This is a genomic window from Micromonospora cabrerizensis, assembly GCF_022230955.1.
Lineage (GTDB): Bacteria > Actinomycetota > Actinomycetes > Mycobacteriales > Micromonosporaceae > Micromonospora > Micromonospora cabrerizensis.
Window position 1 is genome coordinate 58,133 of sequence record NZ_JAKKFI010000064.1, and the last position, 13,732, is coordinate 71,864.

12 protein-coding genes are annotated in these 13,732 nt (G+C 72.4%); 8 read left to right on the plus strand and 4 right to left on the minus strand.

The features are described from left to right. Nucleotides 1–8: 8 nt before the first annotated feature. Nucleotides 9–1,145, minus strand: coding sequence for a PQQ-dependent sugar dehydrogenase (locus LADH09A_RS15475; RefSeq protein ID WP_238645862.1), 1,137 nt, complete (start codon nt 1,143–1,145; stop codon nt 9–11). 91 nt (nt 1,146–1,236) lie between these two features. On the opposite strand from LADH09A_RS15475, the gene LADH09A_RS15480 reads away from it, so the two are divergent. The 6 genes from LADH09A_RS15480 (at nt 1,237) to LADH09A_RS15505 (ending at nt 10,204) form a co-directional block, all read left to right on the plus strand. Then, nucleotides 1,237–2,601 carry a glutamine synthetase family protein gene (locus LADH09A_RS15480; RefSeq protein WP_238645863.1) on the plus strand — a complete coding sequence of 455 codons (1,365 nt, stop codon included), beginning with the start codon at nt 1,237–1,239 and terminating at the stop codon, nt 2,599–2,601. Nucleotides 2,602–2,745: 144 nt separating this feature from the next. Next, on the plus strand, nt 2,746–4,101 hold the full coding sequence (locus tag LADH09A_RS15485) for an aldehyde dehydrogenase family protein (RefSeq protein ID WP_238645864.1): 1,356 nt from the start codon (nt 2,746–2,748) through the stop codon (nt 4,099–4,101). Between the two features lie 5 nt (nt 4,102–4,106). Beyond that, nucleotides 4,107–4,874: a 3-oxoacyl-ACP reductase gene (locus tag LADH09A_RS15490; protein ID WP_238645866.1), complete on the plus strand. Its 768-nt coding sequence runs from the start codon at nt 4,107–4,109 to the stop codon at nt 4,872–4,874. Between the two features lie 173 nt (nt 4,875–5,047). Beyond that, on the plus strand, nt 5,048–5,839 hold the full coding sequence (locus LADH09A_RS15495; protein WP_238645868.1) for a gamma-glutamyl-gamma-aminobutyrate hydrolase family protein: 792 nt from the start codon (nt 5,048–5,050) through the stop codon (nt 5,837–5,839). Then, nucleotides 5,799–6,350, plus strand: coding sequence for a pyridoxamine 5'-phosphate oxidase family protein (locus tag LADH09A_RS15500; RefSeq protein WP_238645870.1), 552 nt, complete (start codon nt 5,799–5,801; stop codon nt 6,348–6,350). The genes LADH09A_RS15495 and LADH09A_RS15500 overlap by 41 nt, the downstream gene beginning before the upstream one ends. Before the next feature lie 194 nt (nt 6,351–6,544). After that, on the plus strand, nt 6,545–10,204 hold the full coding sequence (locus LADH09A_RS15505) for a SpoIIE family protein phosphatase (protein WP_238645872.1): 3,660 nt from the start codon (nt 6,545–6,547) through the stop codon (nt 10,202–10,204). Between the two features lie 21 nt (nt 10,205–10,225). Here LADH09A_RS15505 and LADH09A_RS15510 read toward each other — a convergent pair whose 3' ends face one another. Next, on the minus strand, nt 10,226–10,540 hold the full coding sequence (locus tag LADH09A_RS15510) for an STAS domain-containing protein (RefSeq protein WP_238645875.1): 315 nt from the start codon (nt 10,538–10,540) through the stop codon (nt 10,226–10,228). Between the two features lie 95 nt (nt 10,541–10,635). Here LADH09A_RS15510 and map point away from each other — a divergent pair, with 95 nt between their 5' ends. Continuing rightward, nucleotides 10,636–11,493 carry a type I methionyl aminopeptidase gene (gene map / locus LADH09A_RS15515; protein WP_238645877.1) on the plus strand — a complete coding sequence of 286 codons (858 nt, stop codon included), beginning with the start codon at nt 10,636–10,638 and terminating at the stop codon, nt 11,491–11,493. Nucleotides 11,494–11,548: 55 nt separating this feature from the next. Beyond that, nucleotides 11,549–12,262 (plus strand): VIT1/CCC1 transporter family protein, encoded by a 714-nt coding sequence (locus tag LADH09A_RS15520; protein ID WP_238645879.1) that lies wholly within the window; start codon nt 11,549–11,551, stop codon nt 12,260–12,262. Between the two features lie 6 nt (nt 12,263–12,268). Here the strand turns inward: LADH09A_RS15520 and LADH09A_RS15525 are convergent, their stop codons facing one another. Together LADH09A_RS15525 and LADH09A_RS15530 are read right to left on the minus strand one after the other, a co-directional pair. Beyond that, nucleotides 12,269–13,003 (minus strand): nucleotidyltransferase domain-containing protein, encoded by a 735-nt coding sequence (locus LADH09A_RS15525; protein ID WP_238645880.1) that lies wholly within the window; start codon nt 13,001–13,003, stop codon nt 12,269–12,271. A 210-nt stretch (nt 13,004–13,213) separates the two neighbouring features. Then, nucleotides 13,214–13,714: a nitroreductase/quinone reductase family protein gene (locus tag LADH09A_RS15530; RefSeq protein WP_238645881.1), complete on the minus strand. Its 501-nt coding sequence runs from the start codon at nt 13,712–13,714 to the stop codon at nt 13,214–13,216. Between the last annotated feature and the right edge of the window lie 18 nt (nt 13,715–13,732).

The following is a 13,732-nucleotide window of genomic DNA, read 5'->3' on the forward strand; positions in this document are numbered from 1 at the left end:
GCGCGGGGTCAGGGCTGCGCGGACCGGACTCCGACACGACCGGCGGGCGGCGGCTGCCGCTCGCCGGTCGTGAACCGGAGGATGCGGTCGTCCTGCGGCCTCGGCGTGCCGTTGCCGTCGCGGTTGCTGGTGGCCACCCAGAGAGAGCCGTCCGGGGCCACCTCGACGGTACGGAGCCGGCCGTAGGCGCCCACCAGCTCGGCGGACGGTGTGCCGACCGTCCCGGCGGGGCTGATCGGGACGGCCCACAGCCGGGCCCCGCGCAGCGCGGCGACGAACAGGGTGCCGCCGGCGAAGGCAGCACCACTCGGCGACGCCTGCACCGGGGGCCAGACGACCACCGGGGCACGGAACCGGGGATCGGTGCTCGGGCCCTCCACGACCGGCCAGCCGTAGTTGCCGCCCGGGACGATGCGGTTCACCTCGTCCCAGGTGGCCTGGCCGAACTCCGTGGCGAACAGGCGGCCCTGCGCGTCCCAGGCCAGACCCTGCACGTTGCGGTGGCCGTAGCTGAACACCGGCGAGCCGGGGAACGGGTTGCCCGCCGGGACACCACCGTTCGGCCGGATCCGCAGGATCTTGCCGTTGCGGCTGGCCAGGTTCTGCGCGTTGGCGGGGACACCGGCGTCACCGACGCCGACGTAGAGCATCCCGTCGGGGCCGAAGGCGATCCGCCCGCCGTTGTGGATGGAGGCCCGCACGGGGCCACTGAAGATCACCTGCTGGCGTTGCGGCGCGTTCAGCCGGAACCGCGCGACCCGGATGTCGGACGCGGTCGTGAAGCAGACGTAGACCCACCGGTCCAGGCGGTACCGGGGCGAGACGGCCAGGCCGAGCAGGCCCCCCTCGCCGCCGCCGACGACTCCCGCGATCCGGGCGACCTGCACCGTCGGCTGGCCGGGTCGGACCCGCAGCACGGTGCCCTGGTCGCGCTGGGCCACCAGGGCGCTGCCGTCGGGCAGGAAGCCGAGCCCCCAGGGCGCTTCGAGCCCGGTCGCGACGACCTCCGGCTGGGCGAGGTCGAACCCGCCGACGCCCACGGCGGCGACCGACCCGTCCCGCGGACGAACGCCCGCCTCGGCGCTCACCGCCGTGCCGAGCGCGATGGCGAGAGTGACGACGGCCAGGACTGCTCGAAGACGCATGACAACTCCTCGCGTGGTTTGCCGCCGACCACGCCGGGGGCATTGACGGTGATCCGGTTTGCCAGTAGACCTTGGTGATGGAGGCCCGCTCATGAGCAGAACGCCGTTGACGCTGGAAGAGTTGCGGGTCGCGGTCGAGGCCGGCGAGATCGACACCGTGGTGCTGGCCCTGGTCGACATGCAGGGCCGCCTGCAGGGCAAGCGGTTCCACGCGCCCTTCTTCCTCGACCAGGTGGTGGCCAACGGCAGCGAGGGCTGCAACTACCTGCTCGCCGTGGACGTCGACATGAACACCGTCGACGGGTACGCGATGTCGAGCTGGGAGCGCGGCTACGGCGACTTCGCGATGGTGCCGGACTTCGGCACGTTGCGCCGCACGCCCTGGCAACCCGGCTCCGCGATGCTGCTGGCCGACCTGACCTGGCTCGACGGTTCGGGCGACGTGGTCGCCTCGCCCCGGCAGATCCTGCGCCGGCAGCTCGACCGGCTGGCCGAGCACGGGCTGACCGCGTACGCGGGCACCGAGCTGGAGTTCGTGCTGTTCCGCGACTCGTACGAGGACGCCTGGCAGCGCGGCTACCGCGATCTCACCCCGGCCAACCAGTACAACGTCGACTACTCCCTGCTCGGCACCGCCCGGGTGGAGCCGCTGCTGCGCCGGATCCGCACCGAGATGGCCGCTGCCGGGCTCACCCCGGAGAGCGCCAAGGGCGAGTGCAACCTCGGCCAGCACGAGATCGCCTTCCGCTACGACGAGGCGGTCGCCTGCGCCGACCACCACGTGATCTACAAGAACGGCGCCAAGGAGATCGCCGCCCAGGAGGGCATGTCGATCACCTTCATGGCCAAGCCGAACGAGCGGGAGGGCAACTCCTGCCACATCCACTTCTCGCTGCGGGACAGCAGCGGTGGCTCGGCGATGCTCGGCGACGGGCCGGCGCACCTGTCACCGACCGGGCAGCGGGTGCTCGCCGGGCTGCTGGCAACCATGCGGGAGTTCAGCCTGCTCTTCGCCCCGAACATCAACTCCTACAAGCGCTACCAGCCCGGGTCGTTCGCCCCGACGGCGCTGCGCTGGGGAGTGGACAACCGCACGTGCGCGCTGCGGGTGGTCGGGCACGGGCAGGGTATGCGGGTGGAGAACCGGGTGCCCGGCGCCGACGTCAACCCGTACCTGGCCATCGCCGGGCTGGTCGCCGGCGCGCTGCACGGCATCGACCGTGAGCTGGAGCTGGGCGACGAGTGCACCGGCAACGCGTACGACGACCCGGAGGCCGAGCGGGTCCCCGGCACGCTGCGCGACGCCCTGGCCCTCTGGGAGGGCTCCACGGTTGCCCGCGAGGCGTTCGGCGACGAGGTGGTGGCCCACTACGCCAACCAGGCGAGGGTGGAGCTGGCGGCCTTCGACGCGGCCGTGACGGACTGGGAGCTGACCCGTGGCTTCGAACGCCTGTAACGCACCCCACCCCGCCCCCGCCCCCGCGCCCCGCCCCGCCCCCGGCCGCGTCGATCATGGACTTGTGGTGCCGGGAGTGCGGCAGATTGCGGCTTTGGTGGGGCACCACAAGTCCATGATCGGCAATGAGGGGCGGGTGGGGGTGTGACTCTGGTTGTGGATCCGGCCACCGGGGTGGGGTTTCGGGACGTGGCCGGGGCCTCGGTGGCGGAGGTGGACGGGGCGATCTCGCGGGCCGCCACCGCGTTCGAGGCCTGGCGCAGGGTGGCTCCCGGGGACCGGGCGCGCCTGCTGCGACGGTTCGCCGCCGTGATCGACGCGCACCTGGACGAGCTGGCCGCGCTGGAGGTCCGCAACTCCGGCCACACCATCGGCAACGCCCGGTGGGAGGCCGGCAACGTACGGGACGTCCTGGACTACTACGCCGGGGCGCCCGAGCGGTTGACCGGGCGGCAGATCCCGGTGCCGGGCGGGCTGGACGTCACCTTCCACGAGCCGCTCGGCGTGGTCGGCGTGATCGTTCCCTGGAACTTCCCGATGCCGATCGCCGCCTGGGGGTTCGTCCCGGCTCTCGCCGCCGGCAACACCGTGGTGCTCAAACCCGCCGAGTTGACCCCGCTGACCGCGCTGCGGCTGGCCGAGCTGGCCCGTGAGGCGGGCCTGCCCGACGACGTGTTCACCGTCGTACCGGGCGAGGGTGCGGTGGTGGGGGAGCGGTTCGTCAGCCACCCGGCGGTCCGCAAGATCTGCTTCACCGGCTCCACCGAGGTCGGCACCCGGATCATGGCCGGCTGCGCGGCGCAGGTGAAGCGACTCACCCTGGAGTTGGGCGGCAAGAGCGCGAACATCGTGTTCGCCGACGCCGACCTGGAGCGCGCCGCCGCGACCGCGCCGGGCGCGGTCTTCGACAACGCCGGCCAGGACTGCTGCGCACGGTCGCGGATCCTGGTCCAACGCCCGGTGTACGACCGCTTCCTCGCGCTGCTCGAACCAGCGGTACGCGCGGTGCGGGTGGAGGACCCGTCCCGGGACACCGCCGAGATGGGCCCGCTGATCTCCGCGGCCCAGCGCGACCGGGTCGCCGGCTACCTGACCGGCGCAGACGTCGCCTTCGCCGGCTCCTGCCCCGACGGCCCCGGGTTCTGGCACGCGCCCACCGTGCTGCTGGCCGAATCGCCGGCCGACCGGCACTGGCGGGAGGAGATCTTCGGCCCGGTGGTCTCGGTGCTGCCGTTCGACGACGAGGCCGACGCGGTCCGGCTCGCCAACGACACCGAGTACGGCCTCTCCGGCTCGATCTGGACCCGGGACGTGGGTCGGGCCCTCCGCCTGGCCCGCGCCGTCGAGGCGGGCAACCTCAGCGTCAACTCGCACTCCTCGGTGCGCTACTGGACCCCGTTCGGCGGGATGAAGCGTTCCGGGCTCGGCCGTGAGCTGGGCCCGGACGCGCTGCACTCCTTCACCGACGTCAAGAACGTGTTCATCGCGACAGAGGAGTGACGCCAGTGCAGGGTCGATTGCAGGACCGGGTGGCCGTGGTCACCGGAGCGGGCAGCGGCATCGGGTTGGCCACCGTCCGGCGGTTCGCCGCCGAGGGGGCCCGGGTGGTCTGCGTGGACATCGACGTGGCGGCCGGCGAGAAGGCAGCCGAGGAGTGCGGCGGCGAGTTCGTCCGCACCGACGTGGCCGACGAGTCGGCGGTACGCGACCTGTTCGACGGGGTGGTCGAGCGGCACGGCCGGGTGGACGTCGCGTTCAACAACGCCGGCATCTCGCCACCGGACGACGACTCCATCCTGGACACCGGCCTCGACGCGTGGGAGCGGGTGCTGCGGGTCAACACCACCAGCGTCTACCTCTGCTGCAAGTACGCCATTCCGCACATGCGCCGCCAGGGCAAGGGGTCGATCATCAACACCGCCTCGTTCGTGGCGCTGATGGGCGCGGCGACGTCGCAGATCGCCTACACCGCGAGCAAGGGTGGCGTGCTGGCGATGACCCGGGAGTTGGGTGTGCAGTTCGCCCGTGAGGGCATCCGGGTCAACGCGCTCTGTCCCGGCCCGGTGGCCACCCCGTTGTTGCTGGAGTTGTTCGCCGCCGACCCGGAGCGGGCCGCCCGCCGGCTGGTGCACGTGCCGATGGGCCGCTTCGGGCAACCCGAGGAGATCGCGGCCGCGGTGGCGTTCCTGGCCAGCGACGACGCCTCGTTCATGACCGCCGCGCAGTTCGTGGTCGACGGCGGCATCACGGGCGCCTACGTCACTCCCCTGTGAGCGCGAGGAGTGAGCCGGTCTTGCGAGCCCCGCAGTCGCGAACGACGCCAGCCCTGTGAGCGCGAGGAGTGAGCCGGTCTTGCGAGCCCCGCAGTCGCGAACGACGCCGGCCCTGTAAGCGCGAGGAGTGAGCCGGTCTTGCGAGCCCCGCAGTCGCGAACGACGCCAGCCCCGTGAGGCCGCTGATCGGGATCAGCGCGTACGTCGAGCCGGCCGACTGGGCGGTCTGGAGAGGGGTGCCGGCCGTGTTGGTGCCGGCGGCGTACGCGCGGGCGGTGACGGCGGCGGGTGGTCGGGCGGTGGTGCTGCCGCCGGACGACGTGGACGGTGAGGTGGTGGCCGTCCTGGACGGGTTGCTGCTGGCCGGTGGCGCCGATGTGGGTCCGGGGCGGTACGGCCAGCGACCGGATCCGCGTACCGAGGACCGGCCGGACCGGGACGCCGGTGAGTTGACCCTGCTGGCCGCCGCGCTCGCCGCCGAGCTGCCGGTGTTGGGGGTGTGCCGGGGGATGCAACTGCTGGCCGTGGCCTACGGCGGGGCACTGCACCAGCATCTGCCCGATGTGGTCGGTCACGAGGCACACCGCCCGGCGCCCGGTGTCTATGGCAGCCATCGGGTGCGGTTTGCGCCGGGCAGCCTGGCGGCGACGGTGCTGGCCGGGGTGGACCGGGTCAACTCGTACCACCACCAGGCGGTCGCCGACCCGGGCCGTTTGTCGGTGACGGGTTGGGCGGAGGACGGCGTGGCCGAGGCGGTGGAGGACCCGGCCCGGCCGTTCGTGCTGGGCGTGCAGTGGCACCCGGAGAACGAGCCGGATCCTCGTCCGATCACCGCACTGGTCGGGGCCGCCGGCCAGCGGCGTCACGGCGGGTGTGACGTACATCGCCCCGACGCCCTGGTGCCGCCGGTGGGAGGATCGGCGCATGGGCAAGGTCTATCCGGAGATCGACGCTCGACTGCGTGACTTCATCGCGGCCCAGTCGGTCTTCTTCGTGGCCACCGCGCCGTCGGGTGCGGAGGGTCACGTCAACGTCTCGCCGAAGGGTATGCGGGGCACGTTCGTGATTCTCGGGGCGCACCGGGTGGCCTACCTCGACTACCACGGCAGCGGGGCGGAGACCATTGCCCACCTGCGGGACAACGGCCGGATCACGCTGATGTTCTGTGCGTTCGACGGGCCGCCGAAGATCGTCCGGTTGCACGGCCGGGGGAGCAGCGTCTCCGTGACCGAGGACGCCTTCGCCGACCGGCTCGCCGAGTTTCCCGCACCACCGGACGTGCACGCCGTCCGGGCGGTGATCACGGTCGAGGTGGAGCGGGTCAGCGATTCCTGCGGCTACGCGGTGCCATTGATGGACTTCCGCGCCGAACGCGATCTGTTACTCACCTCACACTCCCGCCGCACGGCCGACGACCTGGTGGCCTACCGGGCCACCAAGAACGCGGCGAGCATCGACGGGCTGCCTGTCTTCTGACGTGCCGGGGCGCTCCGGCGGCCGCCGTCCGACGCCTCCCCGGGCTCGCGGTGTCCGGTGCCCGACCGCTCAGGCGAAGGTAAACAGCGTCCGCCTGTCGTGATGCGTTACGTTGCTGGTCCGCTTGGGTACAAGTCGAGGCACGGCGGGTGAAGATCAACGGCCGAGGGGTACGGCCGGAGCGGGGAGGCTGCATGAGCTCGGCCCAGGGGGGCGCGGACATCGGGCATCCCGTCGTGTCCGGCCGCGAGGTTCCCCCGATGCTGGCAGCCGCGTTCGCGGCCGGCGGTGAGATGGGCGAGCGGCTGAGCAGCTTCGACTGGTCCACCACCTCGCTGGGGGAGCCCGGTCGCTGGCCGTTGGCGCTCTCCAACGCGGTCGGCATGATGCTCGCCTCCAGCGCGCAGATCGTCATGTTCTGGGGCGACGAGCAGTCCGCCTTCTACAACGACGCCTACCGGCCGACCATCGGCGCCAAACACCCGCACGTCATCGGCCAGCCGGCCCGCCAGCACTGGGCGGAGACCTGGGCGGTGCTCGGCCCACTGCTCGACGGCGTCCGGAGCACTGGTCGTTCCTACCGCGGCGAGGATCACCCCTTCCTGCTGGACCGTTCCGGCTTCGTCGAGCAGACCTACTTCAACGTCTCGTACGACCCGATCCGGGGTGACGACGGCTCGGTCAGTGGCGTCTACTGCATCGTCAACGAGACCACCGGGCGGGTGCTCGGCGAGCGCCGGCTGCGGGCACTTGCCGAGCTGGGTGCCGAGCTGAACGGCATCGGCAGCGCCGTCGAACTCGGCCGGACCGCCGCCGAGGTGCTCGGCCGACATGGGGCGGACGTGCCGTTCGCCCTGATCTACCTGGCCGACGACAGTGGCCAGCTCGCCCTGGCCGGCGCCACCGGCGCCGCCCCGCCCGCCATGGACGTCACGTCGCAGGTGCTGGCCCGGGTGACCGCCGACGGGGCGCCCACCACGGTCGAGGTGGCCGAACTGCTCGACCCACCGCCGGCCGATGCCACCGACCAGGCCCTCGTGCTGCCGCTCACGGCGACCAACCAGACGGTCGGCGCGCTGGTCGTCGGCGTGGCCCGCCAGCTGCCGCTCAACGACGACTACCGCGACTTCCTCGACCTGGTCGCCGCCCAGATCTCCCGGGCGGCAGGCACGCAGCGGGCTCACGAGCAGGAACGGGCCCGCGCCGCCGAGTTGGCCGCGTTGGACCGGGCGAAGACCAACTTCTTCGCCAACGTCAGCCACGAGTTCCGCACCCCGCTGACCCTCGTGCTCGGCCCCCTGGAGGACATGCTGGCCGACCCGGAGCTGCCCGCCGCCGACACCGAGCGGCTCACGATGATGCACCGCAACGCGCTGCGCCTGCTCAAGCTGGTCAACACCGTGCTGGACTTCTCCCGACTGGAGTCCGGTCGGCTGGCCGCCCGCTATCAGCCCACCGATCTCGCCGGCTACACCGCCCGGCTGGCCAGCACCTTCCGCTCGGCCACCGACCGCGCCGGCCTGCGGCTGGTGGTGGAATGCCCGCCGCTGCCGGCACCGGTCTTCGTCGACCGGGACATGTGGGAGAAGATCGTCCTCAACCTGGTGTCGAACGCCGTCAAGTTCACCTTCGACGGCGAGATCCGGGTGCGGGTCCGGGCCGTGGACGGCGTGGCCCGACTGGACGTGACGGACACCGGCATCGGCATCGTGCCGGACGAGTTGCCCCACGTCTTCGAGCGGTTCCACCGGGTGCCGGGGGTGCGCGCACGCACCCACGAGGGCACCGGCATCGGCCTGGCTCTGGTTCGGGAGCTGGTCGAGATGCACGGCGGTGAGGTTGGGCTGACCAGCGAGGTCGACGGGGGCAGCACCTTCACGGTGAGCGTGCCGTTCGGGTCGGCACACCTGCCCGCGGACCGGGTGGCGGCGTCTCGCCCGCTACCCGCGGGGGAGCCCGAGCAGGCCCGGCTCTACGTGGCGGAGACCGCCCTGTGGACCGGCGTCGAGCCGGCGGCCGAGTCCGGCAGCCGACCGACGACGGCCACGCCGGCCGGCCGGATCCTGGTCGTCGACGACAATGTGGACCTGCGCGAGCACGTCACCCGGCTGCTCTCGCCCACCTGGGAGGTGGTCACCGCCAGCGATGGGCTGGCGGCGCTGCCGCTGGCCCGCGAGGGCGGGTTCGACCTGGTGCTCACCGACGTGATGATGCCTCGGCTGGACGGGTTCGGGCTGGTCAGCGCGTTGCGCGCGGATCCGGGTACCCGTCATGTGCCGATCGTGCTGCTCTCCGCCCGGGCCGGCTCCGCGGAGGCCGTCGCCGGCCTGTCCGTCGGTGCCGACGACTACCTCACCAAGCCGTTCACCGGCCAGGAGCTGATCGCCCGGGTCCGGTCCAACGTCGAGCTGGGTCAGCTCCGTGGGCAGATCATCCGGCGGCTCCGGGCGCTGGCCGACGCGGCGGTGGACGTCAACACCGCCCGTTCCACCGGCGACGTGCTCCAGGTCGCCGCCGGGCACGCGCTCAGCCTCGCCGAGGCCGCCCGCGTGGTGATCACCGCGACCGGCGCCCGGGCCGAGGCGGACACCGGCGGCGAAACCGTCACCGACCCGTCCTTCGTGGCCGAGCTGACCGGCACCACCGGAAAGCCGCTCGGTGAGCTGCGGGTCTGGGGGCCGGCCGCCGATGACACGCAGGCCGACGAGGCCGCGCTGACCCAGCTGGCCCGGCTGGTCGGGGTGCGGCTGGAGAACGCCCAGCTCTACGAGGCCGAGCACCGCATCGCCAGCACGTTGCAGCACAGCCTGCTGCCCCGGTCGCTGCCTCGGCTGCCGGGCGCGGTCGTGGCCAGCCGTTACCTGCCCGGCAGCGCCGACGTCGAGGTCGGCGGCGACTGGTACGACGCGATCGCCCTCGAAGAAGACGAACTGGTGCTGGTCATCGGCGACGTGGTGGGCAAGGGCGTCCAGGCCGCTGCGGCGATGGGGCAACTCCGCAACGCGCTGCGGGCGTACCTCTTGGAGGGCTACGACCCGGGCGAGTCACTGACCCGCCTCAACCGGCTGGTCGTGTCCACCGAACGCCGATCCTTCGCCACGGTGGTCTGTCTGCTGTTCAACCCGCGCACCGGCCGTCTGCGGTACGCGAGCGCCGGCCACCCGTCGCCGCTACTGATCACGGGAGGCGACGTGACGTTCCTGCACGACCGCGCGCTCGGTCCGCCGGTCGGGGCCATCCCGACCGCGACGTACGAGGCGGTCGAGGGGGAGTTGCCCCCCGGCAGTCGGCTGCTGCTCTACACCGACGGGCTGATCGAGGACCGCCAGCTCGACATCGACGCCGCGCTGGCCCAGCTGCGCGTCGACGCGGCGGCCCCCAGTGAGCACATGGCGGACCTGATCGACGCGGTGGTGGAACGGGTCTCCGGCCGGCCGCGCCGCGACGACGTGGCGGTCCTCGCGCTGGAGGCGGTGGAGCTGAACCGTTTCGCGTTGCGGCTGCCGGCGGACCCGACCCGGCTGAGTGTGCTGCGCAAGCGTCTGGAGGACTTCCTGGTCGCGCACGCCGTCGACGAGACGGACGTGTTCGACCTGACCGTTGCGGTCTCCGAGGCCGCCGCGAACGCCATCGAGCACCCGATCCACCCCGCCGAGGCCGTGATCGGTGTGGAGGTGGCCATCGAGGATCGGACGGTGACGGCCACCGTGCGCGACAGCGGGCAGTGGCGCGAGTCGACCGGCTCCGGGTTCCGGGGGCGCGGCCTGGCCCTGATCAAGGCGCTGGGCGACCTCACGGTGCGGCGTACCGATGAGGGCACCGAGGTGACGCTGCGCCGGCAGCTGCGGGACTGACCGGGCGGCCGGCGGCGTCGCTCAGGCCGGGTCGAGCCAGGTCTGCTCACCCAGGCCGGAGATCTCCAACACCCGGCGGACCTGCCGGGACGGCAGGACGGTGAGCGCGTTCGGAAACTGCTGGGCGAGCCGGACCAGCGCATGGATGGCGGCCGAGTCGAAGAAGGTGACCGCGCTCAGGTCCAGGGTGATCTGCCCGGCGGGTTCGCGCAGCGCGGTCTGGAGCATGGTGTCGGCGGTGGCCATGTCGACCTCACCGGCCACCACCACGTGGAGGTGGTCACCATCGATCTCCGCGCTGGCGGAGAAGACTGGTGGTGCTCCCCCTTGATCCACGCAGACACCATGGCACAGCCGGCCAGGCTGGGCAACAACCCCTCCCGAGTGGCCGTGGCGCGGGTCACCGGCGGCCCCGGCGATAGGCTTGTCGCATGACCGTTCGCCCGCCGCTGACACCAGGCACGCTCACCCCGCTGCGACCGGTGCCATCCCAGATCGCCCGACCGGAGTACGTGGGCAAGAAGCGCCCGCAGGAGTGGCGCGGCTCGCACGTGCAGACGCCGGAGACCATCGAGAAGATGCGGGTAGCCAGCCGGCTCGCCGCCCAGGCGACCCAGCTCGCGGGCGAGCACTGCAAGCCGGGCGTGACCACCGACGAGATCGACAAGGTGGTGCACGAGTTCCTCTGCGACCACGGCGCGTACCCGTCGACGCTGGGCTACAAGGGCTTCCCGAAGTCCTGCTGCACCAGCCTCAACGAGGTCATCTGCCACGGCATCCCGGACTCCACCGTCCTGACCGACGGCGACATCATCAACGTCGACGTGACCGCGTACATCGGTGGGGTGCACGGCGACACCGATGCCACCTTCTGTGTCGGTGAGGTCAGCGAGGAGGCGCGGCTGTTGGTCGAGCGCACCCACGAGGCGATGATGCGCGGCATCCGCGCCGTCGCCCCGGGGCGTCAGATCAACGTGGTGGGCCGGGTCATCGAGTCGTACGCCAAGCGGTTCGGCTACGGGGTGGTCCGTGACTTCACCGGCCACGGCATCGGCGAGTCCTTCCACAGCGGGCTCTACGTCCCGCACTACGACAGCCCGCGCCCCACGGACATCATGGAGCCGGGGATGACGTTCACCATCGAGCCGATGATCACGCTCGGCACCTACCAGTACGACATGTGGGACGACGGGTGGACCGTCGTCACCAAGGACCGCAGGTGGACGGCCCAGTTCGAGCACACCATCGTGGTGACCGACAGCGGTCACGAGATCCTGACCCTGCCGTGAGCGCGAGGAACGCAGCGAAGCGAAGTCCCGCAGTCGCGAACGAAGGGCAGGCGCCGTGACCGACGCCCCGGCAGCTCTGCGCGAGGCGCACCACGCGGACGTGTCCGGCGGTTGGCTGCGCCCGGCCGTCTTCGGCGCGATGGACGGCCTGGTCACCAACATCGCCCTGATCGCCGGTGTCGGCGGCGGCGGGGTGTCGTCGCACAGCATCGTGCTCACCGGTTCCGCCGGCCTGGTCGCCGGCGCGATCTCGATGGGGCTCGGCGAGTACACCAGCGTGCGCTCCGCCAACGAGCAGGTCGCCGCCGAGGTCGCCAAGGAGCGACGGGAGCTGGAACGGCACCCCGAGGCCGAGGCCCGGGAGCTGGCCGACGCGTGGGTGGCCCGCGGTCTTCCGCGGGATCTCGCCACCCAGGTCGCCGAAGCCGTACGGCGCGACCCGGAGGAGGCGCTGCGGGTGCACGTCCGGGAGGAGTTGGGGGTCGACCCCGACGACCAGCCCAGCCCGTGGGCCGCCGCGATCTCGTCGTTCCTCTTCTTCTCGCTGGGTGCCCTGATTCCGCTGCTCACCTACCTGTTCGGCGCCACCGAGCTGTGGCTGGCACTCGCCGTCGGCGGGCTCGGGCTGTTCGTCGCGGGCGCGGTGGTGGCCCGCTTCACCCACCGGCCCTGGTGGACCAGCGGCCTGCGCCAGCTGCTGCTGGGCGCCGCCGCGGCCGGCGCCACGTATCTGATCGGCTCGCTGATCGGCGTGCAGGGCGGGCTGTGACACCGGTCAACCGGTGAGCAGCTCGTCGATGGTGCCGTCCACCGCGCGACCACGGGCGGCCAGCTCCTCGGCCTGCCGGGTCAGCACCACGCCCACCTCGGTCATGTCCGCGCCGGCCAACCCGGTGCGTCGGACGGCGTCCCCCGGGTCACGGAAGTAGGTGCGGCTCAGCAGGCCGGTCACCGTGGCCGCCGCCAGCCGGGCCTCACCCAGCATCAGCAGGGCCTGGTCGGTCTCGTACCACTCGGCCAGCCGGGCGGCCCGGGCGTGCGCCGCACTGCCCCGGTACCAGGCCTGCCGCGCCGCGGTGCTGAACTCCGCCGGCCGGGCCCGGGCCAACCGGCCGAGGTGCTCGTCGCGCAGCGTCCGCAACCAGCCCGTCGGGTCGTGCAACGCCTGCGTGGTGACGTACCGGTCGGCGGTCAACGGCCACAGTGGGGAGAGCACCCGGGCCTGCGCCAGGTAGTCCTCGGCCGCGGCCACGGTCAGGTCGACCAGCACCCCGTCCACCCGCCGGGTCGCGGGCGGTGGCCCCGCGCCGGACCGGTAGGTGACCACCAGCATCCCCGCCTCGCGGTCCCCACCGCCGTCGTCGTCGCCGTGCGCCAGGGGCCCGTGCACCGCCACCGCCAGCACGTCGGCCGGAAACCGCCGTCGGACCGCCTCGGCGACCCGCTCCGCGACTGTCCACCGACGATCGTCGAGGCCCCGCTCGCCAGTCGGCTCACTCCTCGCGCTCACGGGACCGCTGCTGTTCGCGGCTGCGGGGCTCGCAAGCCCGGCTCACTCCTCGCGCTCACGGGGTCGCCTTTGTTCGCGACTGCGGGGCTCGCAAGCCCGGCTCACTCCTCGCGCTCACGGGGTCGCCTTTGTTCGCGGCTGCGGGGCTCGCAAGCCCGGCTCACTCCTCGCGCTCACGGGACCACCTCGCCTCGGCTACCGTGCGTCAGCCTAGCCAGCCGACGGCGGGCCGGCAGGTGCGCCGCGCCCGGCCGGCACCAGCCGGAAGATGCGGATCTCCCGGCCGCCGGCCCGCTGCACGTAGGTGCGGTACGCGGGCCACTCCATGACCAGCAGTTGCCACAGCCGGTCCCGTTCGGCACCGGACGCCAGGTCGGCGCGCACCGGGACCCGTCGGCCCTTCACGTCCACCTCGGCGGTCGGATCGGCCAGCAGGTTCATCGCCCAGCCGGGTTGGGTGGTCTGCCCCCAGTTGGAACCGATCACCACGTACGCGTCGCCGTCGGGCACGTAGAGCAGCGGGTTGCTGCGTGGCTTGCCGGAGCGGCGGCCGGTGGTGGTGATGACCAGGGACGGGATCAGGCCGAGTGCGACCACCCGGCCCCGGGTGAGCCGACCGACCACCCGGTCGGCGGGCACGAGAAGGCGTGCGGCGGCACCGAACCAGCGATGATGACCGACTCGACGGGTGAGAGTTCCCAGCACTGACACGCGGGTCAGTCTGCCGGC